Annotated in this window: 18 protein-coding genes; 17 read left to right on the top strand and 1 reads right to left on the bottom strand. The window is 46.6% G+C overall.

Annotation, left to right across the window (positions count from 1 at the left end):
* Positions 1-72 precede the first annotated feature (72 nt).
* The 16 genes from FHS16_RS10195 (at position 73) to pduL (ending at position 14,751) form a co-directional block, all read left to right on the top strand.
* Positions 73-324: a DUF3243 domain-containing protein gene (locus tag FHS16_RS10195; RefSeq protein ID WP_183561625.1), complete on the top strand. Its 252-nt coding sequence runs from the start codon at positions 73-75 to the stop codon at positions 322-324.
* 190 nt (positions 325-514) lie between these two features.
* The gene (locus tag FHS16_RS10190; protein WP_138751528.1) at positions 515-1,282 is read left to right on the top strand and encodes a DUF3388 domain-containing protein; all 768 of its coding nucleotides are present in this window, start codon (positions 515-517) and stop codon (positions 1,280-1,282) included.
* A gap of 18 nt (positions 1,283-1,300) precedes the next feature.
* Positions 1,301-2,215: a helix-turn-helix domain-containing protein gene (locus tag FHS16_RS10185; protein ID WP_183561623.1), complete on the top strand. Its 915-nt coding sequence runs from the start codon at positions 1,301-1,303 to the stop codon at positions 2,213-2,215.
* A 30-nt stretch (positions 2,216-2,245) separates the two neighbouring features.
* Positions 2,246-2,740, top strand: coding sequence for a YajQ family cyclic di-GMP-binding protein (locus FHS16_RS10180; protein ID WP_183561621.1), 495 nt, complete (start codon positions 2,246-2,248; stop codon positions 2,738-2,740).
* Positions 2,741-2,894: 154 nt separating this feature from the next.
* The gene (locus FHS16_RS10175; RefSeq protein ID WP_183561619.1) at positions 2,895-3,038 is read left to right on the top strand and encodes a hypothetical protein; all 144 of its coding nucleotides are present in this window, start codon (positions 2,895-2,897) and stop codon (positions 3,036-3,038) included.
* Positions 3,035-3,610: a CDP-diacylglycerol--glycerol-3-phosphate 3-phosphatidyltransferase gene (gene pgsA / locus FHS16_RS10170; RefSeq protein ID WP_169083019.1), complete on the top strand. Its 576-nt coding sequence runs from the start codon at positions 3,035-3,037 to the stop codon at positions 3,608-3,610. The genes FHS16_RS10175 and pgsA overlap by 4 nt, the downstream gene beginning before the upstream one ends.
* A 91-nt stretch (positions 3,611-3,701) precedes the next feature.
* A complete protein-coding gene (locus FHS16_RS10165) occupies positions 3,702-4,952 on the top strand; it encodes a competence/damage-inducible protein A (RefSeq protein ID WP_183561617.1) in 1,251 nt (416 codons plus the stop codon).
* Positions 4,953-5,204: 252 nt separating this feature from the next.
* Positions 5,205-6,257: a recombinase RecA gene (gene recA, locus FHS16_RS10160; protein WP_183561615.1), complete on the top strand. Its 1,053-nt coding sequence runs from the start codon at positions 5,205-5,207 to the stop codon at positions 6,255-6,257.
* An 80-nt stretch (positions 6,258-6,337) separates the two neighbouring features.
* Positions 6,338-7,042: a RecX family transcriptional regulator gene (locus FHS16_RS10155; RefSeq protein WP_312890828.1), complete on the top strand. Its 705-nt coding sequence runs from the start codon at positions 6,338-6,340 to the stop codon at positions 7,040-7,042.
* Positions 7,043-7,223: 181 nt separating this feature from the next.
* Positions 7,224-8,765 (top strand): ribonuclease Y, encoded by a 1,542-nt coding sequence (gene rny / locus FHS16_RS10150; protein WP_183561612.1) that lies wholly within the window; start codon positions 7,224-7,226, stop codon positions 8,763-8,765.
* Positions 8,766-8,856: 91 nt separating this feature from the next.
* Positions 8,857-9,651, top strand: coding sequence for a TIGR00282 family metallophosphoesterase (locus tag FHS16_RS10145; RefSeq protein WP_183561610.1), 795 nt, complete (start codon positions 8,857-8,859; stop codon positions 9,649-9,651).
* Between the two features lie 137 nt (positions 9,652-9,788).
* The gene (locus FHS16_RS10140) at positions 9,789-10,049 is read left to right on the top strand and encodes a stage V sporulation protein S (RefSeq protein ID WP_006036664.1); all 261 of its coding nucleotides are present in this window, start codon (positions 9,789-9,791) and stop codon (positions 10,047-10,049) included.
* A 209-nt stretch (positions 10,050-10,258) separates the two neighbouring features.
* Complete coding sequence (locus tag FHS16_RS10135; protein WP_183561607.1) at positions 10,259-11,200, top strand: dipeptidase; 942 nt, start codon at positions 10,259-10,261, stop codon at positions 11,198-11,200.
* Between the two features lie 283 nt (positions 11,201-11,483).
* Positions 11,484-13,241, top strand: a complete 1,758-nt coding sequence (locus FHS16_RS10130; protein WP_183561605.1) for a 2-oxoacid:acceptor oxidoreductase subunit alpha — start codon at positions 11,484-11,486, stop codon at positions 13,239-13,241.
* Entirely contained in the window at positions 13,219-14,085 is an 867-nt protein-coding gene (locus tag FHS16_RS10125; protein ID WP_183561603.1) for a 2-oxoacid:ferredoxin oxidoreductase subunit beta, read from the top strand. The genes FHS16_RS10130 and FHS16_RS10125 overlap by 23 nt, the downstream gene beginning before the upstream one ends.
* A gap of 90 nt (positions 14,086-14,175) precedes the next feature.
* Complete coding sequence (gene pduL, locus FHS16_RS10120; protein ID WP_183561601.1) at positions 14,176-14,751, top strand: phosphate propanoyltransferase; 576 nt, start codon at positions 14,176-14,178, stop codon at positions 14,749-14,751.
* 372 nt (positions 14,752-15,123) lie between these two features.
* Here pduL and FHS16_RS10115 read toward each other — a convergent pair whose 3' ends face one another.
* Complete coding sequence (locus tag FHS16_RS10115) at positions 15,124-16,617, bottom strand: MDR family MFS transporter (RefSeq protein WP_183561599.1); 1,494 nt, start codon at positions 16,615-16,617, stop codon at positions 15,124-15,126.
* 188 nt (positions 16,618-16,805) lie between these two features.
* Between FHS16_RS10115 and FHS16_RS10110 the strand changes: the two genes are divergently transcribed.
* A complete protein-coding gene (locus FHS16_RS10110) occupies positions 16,806-17,408 on the top strand; it encodes a TetR/AcrR family transcriptional regulator (protein WP_183561597.1) in 603 nt (200 codons plus the stop codon).
* The last annotated feature ends 9 nt before the right edge of the window (positions 17,409-17,417 follow it).

Genomic DNA, 17,417 nt, shown 5'->3' with positions numbered 1-17,417 from the left:
TAATATGAGATGCTTTTACGCATGATATGACTGTTGATGATTCTTTTCTATACCTTTAGGAGGCGAGAGAACATGTCAACTGTCCTTTCTAATTTTGCTACATGGAAGCATTTCTTGGCAGACCGTGTATCACAAGCGAAAAAGATCGGCATGACGGAAGAAACGATTTCAAGCTTGGCTTACGAAATCGGTACCTTTCTCGATGAGAAGGTAGATCCGAAAAATGAGGAAGAACGCGTATTGAAACAGCTATGGGATGTCGGTGACGAGGCAGAACGCAAAACGCTTTCTTGCCTTATGGTCAAGCTCGTCGAGAAATCGTAGTTGTCTTTTAACGAGTCGTCATTCTCCTCAAGTAGAAGCAGAAGCAGGAAAGCCTCCCAACAGGAGGCTTTTCTGCAATGTTTCTTTTTGGGTTGCAGGATTGTGACGAAAATTGTAGAATTATGTTTCATGACGTACATATCCATCATTTACATACTTCTATAAGAACAGGTTTAGGACGGTGACAGCTTTGGAGTCGAAACAGTGGTATATGGAATATAAAATACATAAGAACAGGCCTGGCTTGCTTGGAGATATCGCGTCATTGCTTGGTATGCTGGAAGTCAATATTATGACTATCAATGGCGTTGAGGATCGGACAAGGGGTATGCTTCTTCAAACAGATGATGACGAGAAAATCGAGCTACTTGGTAAAATGCTCCAAAAAGTGGATAATATTACGGTTAATAAACTGAGAACGCCTACAATCGTTGATATTTTGGCTGTTCGTCATGGACGTTATATCGAACGGGATTCAGATGATCGCAAGACGTTCCGGTTTACGCGCGACGAGCTCGGCATTTTAGTTGATTTTTTGGGCGAGGTGTTTAAACGTGATGGCAATCAGGTTATTGGATTACGTGGGATGCCTCGCGTTGGCAAGACAGAGTCAATTATAGCTGGCAGCGTGTGTTCGAATAAGCGCTGGACATTCGTGTCGTCCACCTTGCTGCGTCAAACGGTTAGGAGTCAGCTGTCCGAGGATGAAATGCAGCCAAACAATATTTTTATCATCGATGGAATCGTAAGTACCATTCGCTCCAATGAGAAGCATTATGGCCTGCTGCAAGAAATTATGGCTATGCCGTCCACAAAGGTTATTGAGCATCCGGATATTTTTATTAAGGAATCCAATTTCGATTACAGCCATTTTGACATTATTGTGGAACTGCGCAATACGCCAGATGAAGAAATATCCTACGAATCTTTTACCGCTAACTATACAGACGATTTCTAATTGGAAGGAGGCCGTCTCATGTCTGATTTGGGAGAATTACTTCGCAAGGCGAGAGACCAACGCGGATTAACACTGGACGATATTCAAGAAACAACAAAAATCAGAAAACGGTATTTGGAAGCAATCGAAAGTGGTGACCATACGGTTTTACCAGGTCCGTTTTACGTACGGGCATTTGTGAAAAATTACTCAGAGGCTGTTGGTCTCGATCCCGATGAAGTGCTTCGTTTGTATCAGCATGAGGTGCCTGCAGCCCCAGTTGAGCAAATTGCCGAGCCAATGGTCGTTAGGTCGCCGCGCCGAGTGAAGTCTCAATCCTCAGAGCGGTTGGGCAAAATCGGCTTTAACGTGATGATGTGGTCTTTTCTCATTCTCATCGTGGTCGTTATTTGGGTTTATGTGATCAATAAAGATTCGGATGGACCGAAACAAGTCGATAATAGCACGAATATTACAGACGCCTCGGAGCCTCCTGTCAAGAATGAGGATGGGGTTGCCGGCGGCAGTACAAATGCGCCAACAAACGAGCCAGTTGCTCCAACTCCGACTGAAGCGCCAACGACGGTCGTATTCGGCAGCAAGGTTGGCAAGGCGGATCAATACGATATTGGCCCAATCGGCAAGCTTCACAAGGTTGAAGTGAAAGTTGCAGGCGGCAGAAGCTGGCTGGAGGTTCGTACGGAAAGCAATAAAGGAGAAAAGCTTTATTCCAAAAATGCTGAAGACGGAACAACCGAATCGTTTGATCTAAACGGTGTTATCTACATAAATGTGGGTAGGGCTGATCTAATCGAAATAAAGGTAGATGGCGTATTGGTTCCTGACGGTGATCGTGCGACATCCAAAAAGGTTTTGCTGCAGCCGTTATCCGGCGGCAGTGAAACACCTGAAGGAACTATCACGCCCTCAAACGATGCGAATCAATCACAATAATGAACACTGTAACAAAGGAGAGGTTTTTTTATGGCTTCAGAAAATGCATTTGATATCGTATCAAAAGTTGACATGCAAGAATTAGTTAATGCAATCAAGCAGGCGGAGCGGGAGATTGAGACTCGTTTTGACTTTAAAGGTAGCAAAAGCTCCATTGCGCTTGAGAAGGAAGAGCTTGTCGTAGCGTCAGAGGATGATTACAAGCTGAAAAACGTGCTGGATATTCTTTTATCAAAAATGGTTAAACGTGGTGTTCCAATCAAAAACTTGGATTACGGTAAAATTGAAGGTGCTTCCGGCAATACCGTTCGGCAGCGGATTAAGCTTCGACAAGGCATCGAGCAGGATGTTTCCAAAAAGATTAATATCCTCATTCGCGATTCGAAGCTTAAAGTTAAAAGCTTGATCCAAGGCGATCAAATTAGAGTCTCGGGCAAAAGCCTGGATGATTTGCAAGCGGTCATGAAGCTTCTTCGCGAAGCAGATCTTCCAGTAGAACTGCAATTTACCAATTATCGCTCGTAATAACGAAGCTTCGTTTCGTCGGAATTCGAGAAACGGAGCTTTTCATTTAGGTGAAGCATGGTTGGAAATGGGGCTTTAGCCGCTTTTGACACGTGTATTTGCATGTATTATACTTGTTGAGATAGCTTTACAGAAGGATCTGGGGGATACATAAATGAGAGAAAGCACACAAGCAGACGCTCAAGGTTGCTCTGCGCTCGGTCTACAGCCGAAGCAGATTTCCGGTCATATTCTTGAACAAATGGTTCGCGTATCGCACACCTATGAGTTAGATCGATCCGAGGAGGGAATAGCGTGAATCTGGCGAACCGCATAACACTTGCCAGAATATTTTTGGTGCCGGTTATTATGTTTTTTCTGCTTATCAAAGTGGATTTGGGGTCGTTTAGCATTTCAGACTTCTCCATTACATACAATCAAATCGCAGCGGCACTCATTTTTATTGTGGCGGCAAGCACAGACGGGTTAGACGGCTACATTGCCCGCAAAAACAAAATCGTAACCAATCTAGGGAAGCTGCTCGATCCGCTGGCAGATAAGCTGCTCGTTGCCGCTGTCCTCATTTCGCTTGTTGAGATGGATAAGTTGAACGCGCTTATTGCGATCGTTATCATTAGCCGGGAATTTGCTGTGACAGGTCTTCGCCAAATTGCGCTACTGGAAGGCTCAGTTATGGCAGCCAGCACATGGGGCAAGTGGAAGACCGCGATTCAAATCACGATGATTATCGCGTTATTGATTAACAACTTCCCGTTTAATTTTATTGATTTTCCATTTGATGTCATTGCCAGCTGGGTGGCTGCGGCTATTACCGTATACTCAGGCATCGATTATTTCTTGAAGAACAAGCATTTAATTCCGGTAGAATAATGTTAAAGCATCTTTCCGTTTGACGGGGAGATGCTTTTGCTTATATGGCATTAAGCCAGCCCATAATTGGACGTGGAGGAGATATCGAATCATGAAAGCAGAAATTATAGCGGTCGGGACGGAGCTGCTGCTCGGTCAAATCGTAAATACGAATGCGCAGTTCCTGTCCCAGAAATTAGCCGGTCTCGGCGTCGATGTTTATTTTCAAACGGTAGTTGGCGATAATGCCGGGCGGTTGCGGGAAGCGATTGAAATTGGTCGAAGCCGTGCTGACCTGCTTGTATTTACAGGCGGGTTAGGTCCGACGCAGGATGACCTTACAAAGGATGTACTGGCGGAATACCTAAACCGCAACCTCCTCATCCATGAGCCTTCAATGGCTCAAATCGAGCATATGTTCAGCTCCCGAGGCATTCATATGGTGGAGAGCAATCGCAGGCAGGCGCTGATGATCGAAGGTGGAGAGCCGCTTGAGAATACGACAGGACTTGCTGTCGGCAACGGGTTATCCGTTGATGGAACGTTATATTTGCTGCTGCCTGGTCCTCCCCGCGAGATGAAACCGATGATGGACGGCGCAGGCGAAGCATGGCTGCGCGCAGAACTCGGGGCAGCGGATCCTCTCTATTCACGCATCCTGAAGTTCGCCGGTATTGGCGAATCGAATTTGGAAGCGAAGCTGATTCCATTGATTGACGGGCAGATCGATCCAACCATCGCTCCCTATGCGAAGGAAGGCGAGGTGTCTATACGTGTTTCCACCAAAGCGGGCTCGGCTATCGACGCTGATCAGAAAATAGACGAAACGGTTGCCAAAATCAAAGCCTTGGTAGGCGAATTCCTATATGCGCAGGAGGATATCCCCCTGGAGGAAGAGGTTATACACCTTCTAAGAGCCTCAAGACGCAAGCTAGCGAGCGCGGAAAGCATTAGCGGGGGATTGCTGGCGGAGCTCATTACGAACGTTCCTGGGAGCAGTGGGGAGTATGTAGGCGGTGTTGTGACTTACACAAATATAATGAAGCATCACTTATTAAGCATTCCCCTTACGCAGCTTGAAGGCGAGGGGGCGCCCGGCGCAATAAGCGATTCGACGGCTGCGATCATGGCAGAACGCGTTCGGGAGCTCTCCGATGCAGACTTCGGTGTCTCGTTGACTGGCGTAGCTGGTCCGGCTGAATCCGAGGGCAAGCCTGTCGGGCTGGTGTATGTGGGGATTTCGCAGCGCGGGAGGGCTACTGAGGTGTTTACGTTAAATCTTAGCGGCGGCAGAAGCATGATCAGGCTACGTGCTGTGAAATCGGCATTGTACCGGTTATGGCTCGCTCTTAATAGAGAATAAACGAGCATATTAACATTCACCTGCTTTTGCTTCCGGTTCTATGCCATAAATAATGTTTGTCAATTGCCGGACAGCCCGTTATAATAAAAGACAGTTACCGGAAGAACCGTGGCGAAGAATACTTTGCTGCGGTTTTTTTATGTCCATAACTAGGGGTGAAGCAAAAAGGCGAATGTATGTTCGAAAAAATGCTTGTCATCCCGAAAGAAAAAAGGTATCATAACATTATAAATAAAGAAGGATGTGAGTTTCTTGTCGGATCGTCGCGCTGCACTAGAAATGGCTTTGCGTCAAATTGAGAAACAATTTGGTAAAGGCTCCATCATGAAATTAGGAGAATCTACACACATGCAAGTTGAAACCGTGCCTAGCGGTTCACTTGCTCTTGATATCGCTTTAGGAATAGGCGGCTTGCCGCGTGGACGTGTTATTGAAATATACGGACCGGAATCATCAGGTAAGACGACCGTTGCGCTACATGCGATTGCAGAGGTTCAACGCATTGGCGGACAAGCTGCATTTATCGATGCGGAGCATGCGCTAGACCCGCTTTATGCAAGCAAACTTGGTGTAAACATTGATGAGCTGCTGCTATCACAGCCGGATACGGGTGAGCAAGCTCTAGAAATCGCAGAAGCACTTGTTCGCAGCGGTGCAGTTGATATCGTGGTTATCGACTCCGTTGCCGCACTCGTACCGAAAGCAGAGATTGAAGGTGACATGGGTGATTCTCACGTCGGTCTACAAGCCCGCTTGATGTCACAAGCATTGCGTAAGCTATCTGGTGCAATCAGCAAATCGAAGACGATTGCAATCTTTATCAACCAGCTTCGCGAGAAGGTTGGCGTCATGTTTGGTAACCCTGAGACAACACCAGGCGGCCGAGCATTGAAGTTCTATTCCAGCGTACGTCTGGATGTACGCCGTATTGAGACCTTGAAGCAAGGCAATGACATGGTTGGTAACCGGACCCGTATTAAGGTTGTTAAGAACAAAGTGGCACCACCGTTCAAACAGGCCGAAATCGATATTATGTACGGAGAGGGAATTTCGAGAGAAGGAACCCTTGTTGATTTAGGCGTTGAAATGGATATTGTACAGAAGAGCGGCGCATGGTTCTCTTATAATGGGGAGCGTCTTGGCCAAGGCCGTGAGAATGCGAAGCAGTACTTGAAAGACCATAAAGATATTGCCGAAGTGATCGAGAAGCAGATTCGGGAAGCGAGCAATTTGTCGGCAGCAGCGACTCAAGCTAACTTTAAAGCTGAGGAAGAAGACGACGAAGAGTTCGAAGATCTGGAATAGATCGGCACTGAAATCATACGTACCAATGCTTCGCCGCCCTGTTTGGGGCGGCGAAGCTGTGTTTAGAGAGGATGTAAATCGTGGCTCCAAGCAATGTCGAGAATGAAGAAGAATGGATGATTTTGTCTGTTCGCCTTGATAAAAAAGAACGAAAATTATATCATCTCTTTGCTGAGTCCGAGGAACCGTTGCTATCTGTCCATGAGGATATATTGATACGATTCCGTTTGGCGAAAGGTCAACTGTTAACGGAAATTCAAATCGAAGAAATAAGAACGGAAGATGAACGTTACCGTGGTTATATACTAGCAATCGGCTATTTAGGCGCTAAACCGAGAACGAGAAAGCAGATTGAGCAATATTTGAGCCGGAAGCAGTTTGAGAATGACAATATTCAATATGCGCTAGACCGTTTAGAAAGGGAGCATATTGTGGATGATGAACAATATGCACGTCAATTCGCTGCAGGGCGATTGAAGAACGGCTTGAAGGGCCGACGCTTCATTAAACAGGAGCTGCAGCAGAGGGGCGTGTCGAAAGAGGCCGCTGCGGAAGCCATTGATGCATTGGACGAGGAAATCGAACTTGCGTCCGCGAAGAAGGCTGCAGAGAAGAAATGGCGATCGCTAAAAGGAGAGACTTTCGAGAAAAAGCGCAAGCTTATGGGCTATTTAATGCGCAGAGGCTTTCCGGGAGATATCGTCAAGAAGGCAATAAAATGGATAGATCTAAACGGGGATGAAGACGCATTCGAGGAAGTTGATGGGCTTTTGCTTGACAATTGATTTTACGAAAAGATAAAATGAGGTTGTATTCCTTCAATATTGAATCAATTTTCCTTCCAAAAGTTGATTCAATACGATTATTTTCGTCAAATTAGTAATTGTTGAAACGGTTTGAAGCCGGTTGAAAACCTAATATCATCCCAAGCAGTGCCTTGGTGTATGCAACAAGGAGGTGAACAAGATGTCTGAGATCATTTGGATCTTGATCTGTCTCTTTGTTGGCGCAATTTTCTTTGGGATTGGTTATTTTATTCGAAAATCGATTGCAGAGGCCAAAATTTCGAGCGCTGAGCAAGCTGCTATTGTTATCGTAGAAAATGCGAAGAAAGAAGCGGAAGCTCAGAAGAAAGAAACCGTGCTAGAGGCAAAAGATGAAGTCCACAAACTTCGTTCCGAAGCCGAGAGAGACATTCGTGAACGTCGCAACGAAGCTCAACGTCAGGAAAGACGTTTACTCCAAAAAGAGGAGTCGCTGGATAAAAAGTTAGAAGCGCTAGAACGCAAAGAAGAAACTGTAGCCAACAAAGAAAAACGGATCGAAGAAACGCAAGAGCAGATCGATTCCATCTATAAGCAGCAGCTAAGCGAATTGGAACGGATATCGAGTCTGACAACGGAAGACGCGAAATCGATTATTTTATCTAATGTTGAGCAGGAAGTACGACATGAAACAGCACAAATGATTAAAGAGATCGAGCAGCAAGCGAAAGAAGAAGCCGATAAGAAAGCCCGTGATATTATATCACTTGCTATTCAGCGCTGTGCGGCGGATCATGTGGCAGAAACGACGGTTTCCGTCGTAACATTGCCTAATGAAGAAATGAAAGGCCGCATTATTGGGCGAGAAGGCCGTAATATCCGTGCTTTGGAAACATTGACTGGTATCGATCTAATCATCGACGATACACCGGAAGCGGTCATTTTATCAGGTTTCGACCCGATAAGACGCGAAATTGCCCGCACTTCTTTGGAAAAGCTTGTGGCTGACGGTCGTATCCACCCTGCCCGCATTGAAGAAATGGTTGAAAAATCTCGTAAAGAGGTGGACGAGCGCATCCGTGAATACGGTGAGCAGGCTACCTTCGAGGTTGGTGTTCACAGCTTGCATCCGGATTTAATCAAGATTTTGGGACGATTGAAATATCGGACAAGTTACGGTCAGAACGTGCTGAAGCACTCTATGGAGGTTGCATACTTGACTGGATTGATGGCAGCAGAGCTAGGCCAAGACGTCACGCTCGCGAAGCGTGCAGGCTTGCTGCATGATATCGGTAAAGCTTTGGATCACGAAGTAGAAGGATCACATGTTGAGATCGGTGTGGAGCTTGCTAAGAAATACAAGGAGCATCCTGTCGTTATTAACAGTATTGCTTCTCACCACGGAGATACGGAAGCAACTTCCGTTATCGCGATGCTCGTAGGTGCAGCTGACGCATTGTCCGCTGCGCGCCCTGGAGCTCGCCGTGAAACGCTTGAAACGTATATCAAACGACTGGAGAAGCTTGAGGATATTTCCGAATCGTTTGAAGGCGTGGAGAAATCGTACGCGATTCAAGCTGGTCGCGAAGTGCGCGTCATGGTGCAGCCAGAAAAAATCGATGATACCGAAGCATTCCGCCTAGCACGTGATATTACGAAAAAAATCGAAAGCGAGCTTGATTATCCGGGACATATTAAAGTTACGGTCATTCGAGAAACTCGCGCGGTTGAATATGCGAAGTAAGCAACAATAAAATATCGGCTTTTCAGAAAAGTGGCTGCCAGTTAGCCACTTTTCTGTTTGCAGGCGTACAAAAAAGGAAGTGTACTTATTTATGAATGTATTATTTATCGGCGATATCGTAGGCAATGTTGGCAGAAGTGCACTGAAACGGGTACTTCCGGCTCTCAAGAGTAAATATAACCCGCATATTATTATCGCCAATGGCGAGAATGCAGCTGCTGGACGCGGAATAACGGCAGCCATAGCGAAGGAATTTTTCGAATGGGGCGTCCACGGCATCACAATGGGCAACCATACGTGGGATAATAAAGATATTTTTGAATGGATTGACGATGAGCCTCGAATTGTGCGACCGGCCAACTATGCAGAAGGCGCACCCGGTCAAGGCATGGCGTTCATCAAGGCTGGCGGGAAACAGCTGGCAATTATTAATTTGCAAGGAAGAACCTTTTTGCCTCCGATCGATTGTCCATTCCGCAAGGCGGATGAATTAATCGAAGCGGCCAAGGAGAAAACAAATAACATTCTCGTCGATTTCCATGCTGAAGCGACATCAGAGAAAATTGCGATGGGCTGGCACTTGGACGGCAGAGCTTCAATCGTGCTTGGAACGCATACACATGTACAGACAAATGATGATACGATTCTGCCTGCAGGCACGGCTTATATCACGGACGTGGGCATGGTCGGACCGAAGGAAGGCGTGCTGGGAATGGAGCGAAATGCAGTGCTGCATAAGTTCATCACGCAGTTGCCGGTTCGCTTTGTAGTGGATGAAGGAAAGTGGCATTTGCACGCCATTTCTGTGCAGATTGACGATGCGACAGGCGAAGCGCGCAAAATCGAAAAAATAAGGCTCACGGAAGACGAATGGCTGCTTATGTAAAGTTTTGAATCTTTGAAAAGTTCCGACAATTCAGAACAGTTTGTGAATATCCCGAATAAAAGCAGGAATTTTTTAATCTCCCTCGAATACTATTTAAAAGTGGAATCCATCCAACAGTCCAAGGGGAGGTTCTTTTTATGGATGTATTAAAAGTTTCAGCAAAATCCAATCCTAATTCCGTTGCAGGCGCGCTAGCTGGCGTTCTTCGTGAACGTGGTGGTGCGGAGCTGCAAGCCATTGGAGCTGGTGCGTTAAACCAAGCAATCAAAGCGGTTGCGATTGCAAGAGGTTTCGTGGCTCCCAGCGGGGTGGATCTGATTTGTATTCCGGCTTTTACTGACATTGTTATTGACGGGGAGGACCGAACAGCAATCAAATTGATTGTTGAACCTCGGTAGCAAGTCCAAGCGGCGTTAAGTTGCAAGCCAATTGGATCAAATGAAACGATTCGCCTGTTTACGACGTAGACAGGTTTTTTTGATGTATAGGAACGGATAAGAGTTTGCTCATCCTTTCACTATACGATTCGCCGAAACGATGGCGTCTATAGAATGGACGCCGTCAGGCGTTTCCTCTCACTGTGAGCATAACGAATGGTGGTGCGTCTATGAAAGTGGTAGATTTTCATTGCGATGTGCTCTGCAAGCTGTTGCTAGACGAGCATTTAACGTTTCAAGACAGCAAGCCGGGCAGCTTGGACGTGACATACGAGCGCTTGAAGGCGGCAGGGACGGTTTTGCAGACCTTTGCGATCTATATTCCCGAATCGTTAAATGGACGTTTAGAGCCCATTCTGGAGAGTGTGGATCGCTTTTATCAACAGGTGCTTGCCTGTAAAGACATGATGTTAGTTCGGTCCGCTCAGGACTTGGAATTATGCTTGAAAACGGGAAAAATAGGAGCATTGCTATCGCTTGAAGGCGTTGATGGGCTTCAAGGGCAGATATCTATGCTTCGAATCCTGCAGCAATTGGGTATTCGCGCTGCCGGTTTGACATGGAATCATGCGAATTGGGCTGCTGACGGAGCAATGGAGCCTCGCGGCGGAGGTTTAACGGCTGCGGGAAGACGATTTGTTGAGGAGTGCAATAAGCTGGACATCATGGTGGACGTATCGCATTTGTCAGAGCGAGCGTTTTGGGATGTTGCCGAGCTTTCACAAAAACCGTTCCTCGCATCCCATTCAAACGCAAGAGCGATTTGCGATCACCCTCGGAATTTAAACGACAGGCAGATTGTGGAGATCATTAATAAAGATGGAATGCTCGGCATAACGTTTGTACCATGGTTTGTATCCGGCGCGGAGACCGTCGTAATCGATGACTTGCTCCGGCATATCGAACATATATGCGAGCTTGGCGGTGAGAAACATATAATGCTAGGGTCGGATTTCGACGGCATTGATCGATATATTGGCGGACTATCACACCCTGGGGAGCTGAGCTCGCTTACGGATGCTCTGCTGAAACGTTATACTTCGCTGCAAACGGAGCAGTTCATGTCCGGAAATGCGCTGCGATTTCTAAGAAGCAATCTACCAGTTTGCTGAAAATGGTTCATTCTGTTTGCGGTATCGTTTTGATCGCAAACAACTATATTTCAATTAAGCGTTTACAACTTGATTTTTGACGGTGCGCGCTTTAAAATTGTTGTGACTGTCATGCTTTTTACGATATAATTACAAGATGATATATTTTAAATTATAGGTACGTATATGCCTTAGGCGATACAATCTCTATATTTCTCGGAATGAAACGCGCCGCGCCGCAAAAGACGGCGATAGCTGTTTCACCTTATACAAGTACGTTCTAGAAAAAGAGGAGTTGGGCATTTTGATTAGTCAATTGTCTTGGAAGATCGGGGGCCAACAAGGAGAAGGCGTAGAGAGTACGGACCGAATCTTTTCCACGGCGCTTAATCGCTTGGGCTATTATTTATATGGGTATCGGCATTTTTCTTCACGTATTAAAGGCGGTCATACCAACAATAAAATTCGTATAAGCACGAAGCCTATTCGTGCTATTTCTGATGATTTGGATATTCTGGTCGCGTTCGACCAAGAGAGCATCGACTTGAACGCCAAGGAACTGCGTTTAGGCGGCGTAATCGTTGCAGATGCGAAGTTCAATCCGACGGTCCCAGAAGGCATAGAAGCTAGATTGTTCGCGGTGCCAATTACGAAGATGGCCGAGGAGCTCGGTACATCGCTTATGAAAAACATGGTTGCCTCCGGTGCATCTTGGGCGTTGCTAGGATTGCCAATCGAAGTTTTCAACAAGGCGGTAGAAGAAGAGTTCGGCCGCAAAGGCGCTGCAATCGTCGAGAAAAATATTGAAGCGGTTAAACGCGGGGCGGAGTTCGTCCTTGAGCAAGCTGGCGGCCCGCTTGATGAATTCAAGCTTGACGAGGCAGATGGCCAGCAGAAGCTGTTCATGATTGGGAATGAAGCGATCGGACTTGGCTCCATTGCTGCAGGCTGCAGGCTGATGGCAGCTTATCCGATTACTCCAGCGTCAGAGATTATGGAATATTTAATTAAAAAGCTATCAAAATTCGGCGGAACGGTTGTTCAAACCGAAGATGAGATTGCAGCGGTAACGATGGCGATCGGCGCAAACTACGCAGGTGTCCGCACGATGACAGCTTCGGCAGGTCCCGGCTTATCCTTGATGATGGAAGCCATCGGTCTGGCAGGTATGACGGAAACGCCGCTTGTCATCGTAAATACGCAGCGGGGCGGCCCGTCTACCGGATTGCCGACAAAGCAAGAGCAATCTGATCTCAATGCAATGGTATACGGAACACATGGCGAAATTCCCAAAATTGTCATTGCGCCGGCTTCAATCGAGGATTGTTTCTTCGATACAATTGAATCGTTCAACCTTGCCGAGGAATACCAAGTGCCGGTCATTCTAATGACTGATCTTCAGCTGTCTCTAGGCAAGCAATCATGCGAGCCGTTTGACTACGATAAGATTGTGATCAAACGTGGCAAGCTGGTGGAAAATGTGCCAGAGCTTGAAGGCCATGACCTCTTTAAACGCTACGAGCTAACGGAAGACGGCGTTTCACCGCGTGTATTGCCAGGTGAAAAGGGCGGGTTGCATCACGTAACGGGCGTTGAGCATGATGAGACCGGACGTCCTTCCGAGAATGCAACCAACCGTCTGAATATGATGGATAAACGCTTAAACAAGCTGAATGATATGTATATTCGCGACGCGATCCGCATCGATGCTCCTCATGAAACGCCTGAGCAGCTGATTATCGGGATGGGATCGACCGGCGGAACGATCGATGAAGCAAGAAGCATGCTGGCTAAGGACGGAATAGCAACGAACCACATAACGATTCGCCAAATTCATCCTTTCCCTACAAAGCTGCTCCTGCCTTATTTGCAAAGCGCCAAAAAAGTAATCGTGATTGAAAACAATGCCACTGGACAACTGGCAGCTCAGATCAAAATGAATGCCGGCTTCGCTGAAAAAATCGAGAGCTTGCTCAAATATGATGGCAATCCATTCCTGCCTTCGGACATTTATAAAGCTTGCAAGGAGTTGAGTCTAGATGGCAACGTTCAAAGAGTTTAGAAATAATGTCAAGCCTAACTGGTGCCCAGGCTGCGGAGATTTCTCCATTCAAGCTGCTATTCAACGCGCTGCGGCCAATGTAGGCTTAGAGCCTGAAAATTTGGCTGTCATCTCTGGTATCGGTTGTTCCGGCCGAATTTCCGGGTATATTAACGCATACGGCTTCCATGGCATTCATGGACGCGTGCTGCCTATTGCACAAGGCGTTAAGCTTGCAAACCGGGAGCTCACGGTAATCGCATCAGGCGGCGACGGCGACGGTTTCGCAATTGGAATGGGCCACACCGTACATGCCATTCGCAGAAATTTGAACGTGACCTACATTGTCATGGACAATCAAATCTATGGATTGACAAAAGGCCAAACCTCCCCGCGCAGTGCAGAGGGCTTCAAAACAAAGTCAACGCCGGAGGGATCCATTGAAACAACGTTGTCTCCGCTTGAAATTGCTTTGTCTGCGGGTGCTACGTTTGTTGCTCAATCGTTCTCCAGCGATTTGAAGCAATTGACCAAGTTGATTGAAGAGGGTATCAATCACGAAGGCTTCTCGCTGATCAATGTGTTCAGCCCATGCGTAACCTTCAATAAAATCAATACGTACGATTGGTTTAAGGAAAATATCGTGAACCTCGAGCAATTCCCGGATTATGATCCATCTAACCGCGTGCAGGCCATGAATAAGATCATGGAAACGAATGGGTTGGTGACGGGATTGATCTATCAGAACAAAACGCGCAAATCTTACGAAGATATGATTACAGGCTTCAAGCCGGAAGCCCTTGCAAAACAGAATATCAAGATTACTCCGGAAGAATTCGACAAGCTTGTAGCGGAATTTAAATAAGTGGTATGATAAGCATGCGGTTTAATAGCCGTGTGCTTATTTTTGTCGCAAGAACCCATAAATACAACAGGATAACAGGAGAGTGACAACATGATACATAGAGAAGTTACGATAGGAGTATCCGCAAGACATATTCACTTATCACAGGAGCATGTCGAGCTTTTGTTCGGTAAAGGTTATGAGTTGACAGAAATGAAGCCATTGTCTCAGCCAGGACAATATGCTGCTAATGAAACGGTAGCTGTTTCGGGTCCCAAAGGGAGTTTCGCGAAGGTTAGAATCTTAGGTCCTGCCCGCAAACAAACACAGCTGGAAGTATCCCGTACGGATGCTTTTGCATTAGGCGTTAATCCGCCAGTAAGAGAGTCAGGCAACATTCAAGGATCCGCGGGGATCAAGCTTCAAGGGCCTGCTGGAGAGCTTGAAATCGAAGAGGGCGTCATCGTAGCTGCCCGTCATATCCATTTCCACACAAGTGATGCAGAGCGCTATGGCGTTGCGGACAAGCAGCTGCTTCGCGTGCGTTTCCCCGGAGAGCGTGGCGTCATATTCGAGCAGGTGGTTGCGCGCGTCTCTGACCAATATGCGCTTGACATGCATATTGATACGGACGAAGCAAATGCCGCAGGCGTCAAAAACGGTGACAAAGCCGAAATTATCGATTGATAAAGTCTTCTATCAAGCGTAAACGGCTGAAGCCATCCACTGGCGGCTAAGCTTTCGTTTCGCGTAGAAATATAGAGAAAGTTGGCGATATCATATACTTTCCTATATTTTAAGAAGAAACGCCTGACGGCGTCCTTTCAATAGGCGCCATCGTTTCGGTGAAACGTATAGAGAAAGAATGAGCAAACCCATACACTTTCCAATACGGCAAGTAGAAACGGCTTCGCCGGTGGGTATCCGTTTCTCGTAGAAATAGAAGAATTCTTTATCGCGTGAAACATATAAAGTCTTATATGTATAAAAAGACAGCTTCCTTGTCGTCAATGACGATTCGGAAGCTGTCTTTTGCATTACAAAGGTAAGTAAAATTTGTTAGTGGCCCATCATCATGGACATTTCAGGCTTCTCATCCATGCTGGTGCCTTTCTCTTGCTTCGGTCTGCGAAGCAGCAAAGCAGCAATTGCACCAACGATCGAAATAATAGCGAGAATGAAGAAAGTGTCGCCGTATGAGGAGTAAACAACATTCGGGCCAGGATTTGTGGCACTATAATGCTCAACCCTGCTCGCAAGAATAGTTGATAAGCCTGCGATTGCAAAGGAAGTCATGACCTGCTGCGCAGCTGCCGTGAGCGAAGTGACACGGCTTACAAGCTCCCTAGGAGCGGACTGCATGATATGCGTGTTAAGCGGCATCATGGACAAGCCCATGCCTGCTCCGAGCATGGCAAGTGGAATCATCAATGTAAGAAGCGTCGTTTCGGCAGTTATTTGGCTTAAAATAAAACCGGCTACCGTAACGATGGCTAATCCCGATAGGACGACAGGACGCGCTCCGAAACGGTCGAACAGCTTGCCGCCAATCGGCATGAAAATACCAGCTGCAAGAGCTTGTGGCAGCAAGATAAGACCTGTGTCAAACGCTGAGTAGCCTTTTGCAAGCTGCAAGAAAATCGGTGCAAGGAACAAGGTTCCAAACAAAGCGATCTGCACGATCCATTGCAAAATGATGCCCCGTGTGAAATCGCTGGATTTGAAAACGCGAAGTTCCAGCAGGGGTTCTTTGCGGTTAAGCTCTACGATAATGAAAATAATGAGTGCTACGCCACCAACGATCATGCCGACTAGCGCTTCTGGTGATGTCCAGCCGCTTCCGCCGCCGCCTTCACCGCCGCCAGCTGAGCTTACACCGTAAGCAAGCATGGCAAATGCTAGTGGAGCGAATATCATCCCGAGGAAATCAAGGGAAGGTACGCGTTTGCGCTCAATATTAGGCAGTGTACGAAGACCAACGATAACAGCGATGACGCCGATCGGAAGATTAATAATGAAAATCCAGTGCCAGGATACATAATCAACAAGGTAGCCAGCTACTACAGGACCAAGAGCAGGAGCGAGCAGCATCGGAATGCCGATCATGCCCATAACAGCACCTTGCTTGCCTGGAGGGCTCAGCCTAAATGTGAAGGCCATCGCAATTGGAGCGACCATACCGCCGCCAAGGCCTTGAATGATGCGGAATACAATAAGCTGCTCAGCCGTCGTTGCGAGTGCGCAAAGAGCAGAGCCAAGTGTAAACATAATGATGGAGAACAAGAAAACCTGCTTGGCTCCAAAACGATCCGACATCCATCCCGCGAGCGGAATGACAGCGGCTTGTGCAAGTGCATAGCCCGTGATCGTCCATTGGACAATTGACATCGAACTTTTGAAATCCTCCATTAAACCAGGCATGGCAACGTTCATTGCTGTACCATCCAAAATGACCATAAACATACCGACAATGATGGCGATTAGCGGGGCAATAATATTGCGAATCGACATGGGATCGCCGGTAGGCGCTGCTTTCTGTGAAGCGGAAGCCATTTCAATTCCTCCTATCCGTATATGGGGGGTCTATTCTTCCTATTGTTGACCTGCCATAAGGAATCAGGCTACAATAAAAAGATGACCGCATCTATGTGCGGACAATTGTCCGCACTACTGAATAATAAAGACGAAACGGGCAATTGTCAATCGTTACATTTGTAAAAGCGGAAAAAGGAGATAGAACGATGACTGCACCAGAAAACAGCAGGACGAAGCAAGCATTGAGCAAAGCAATTTTGCATACTGCCAATTGTTTGTTTACGGAGCATGGGGTAGAATCGGTCAGCATGCATCAAATCGCGAAATCGGTAGGAATCGGACAAGGAACTTTATATCGGCGTTATTCAAACAAAGGCGATTTATGTATGGATATGATGAAAGAGAACTTTGATATCTTCATCTCGGAGATCGATGTATATTTGGAATCAGCCGTTCAGCACTCCGTTCAAGAACGACTCAGCAGCGTGATGCGAAAAATCATAGCTTTTATTGACAAGGAATCGAGATGGCTTGGCGTCATGCAGTCTTTTAATAAAATGGAGAATCAAAAGCCGGACTTCTTTCAATCCCCGCCATATTTATATTTGCATAGCGTGCTCAAAAATCTTTTTATAGAAGCGTTAGAGAAGAACGAAATCACCTCCATTGATCCCTGTTATGCGGCTCATTCTTTTATTTCGATTCAGTCGCCGCATACGTTCAAGCAGCTAAGAATTGTTATGGGCTATTCATGCGAGGAAATTCAAGACCGTTTTTGTTTGACCTTTATTGACCCTTTATTCCGTTAACTGGTATAA

It is taken from the genome of Paenibacillus endophyticus, from assembly GCF_014192395.1.
GTDB lineage: Bacteria > Bacillota > Bacilli > Paenibacillales > Paenibacillaceae > Pristimantibacillus > Pristimantibacillus endophyticus.
Note: the sequence above shows the minus strand (reverse complement) of the source record. Positions and strands in the feature narration are given on the sequence as shown.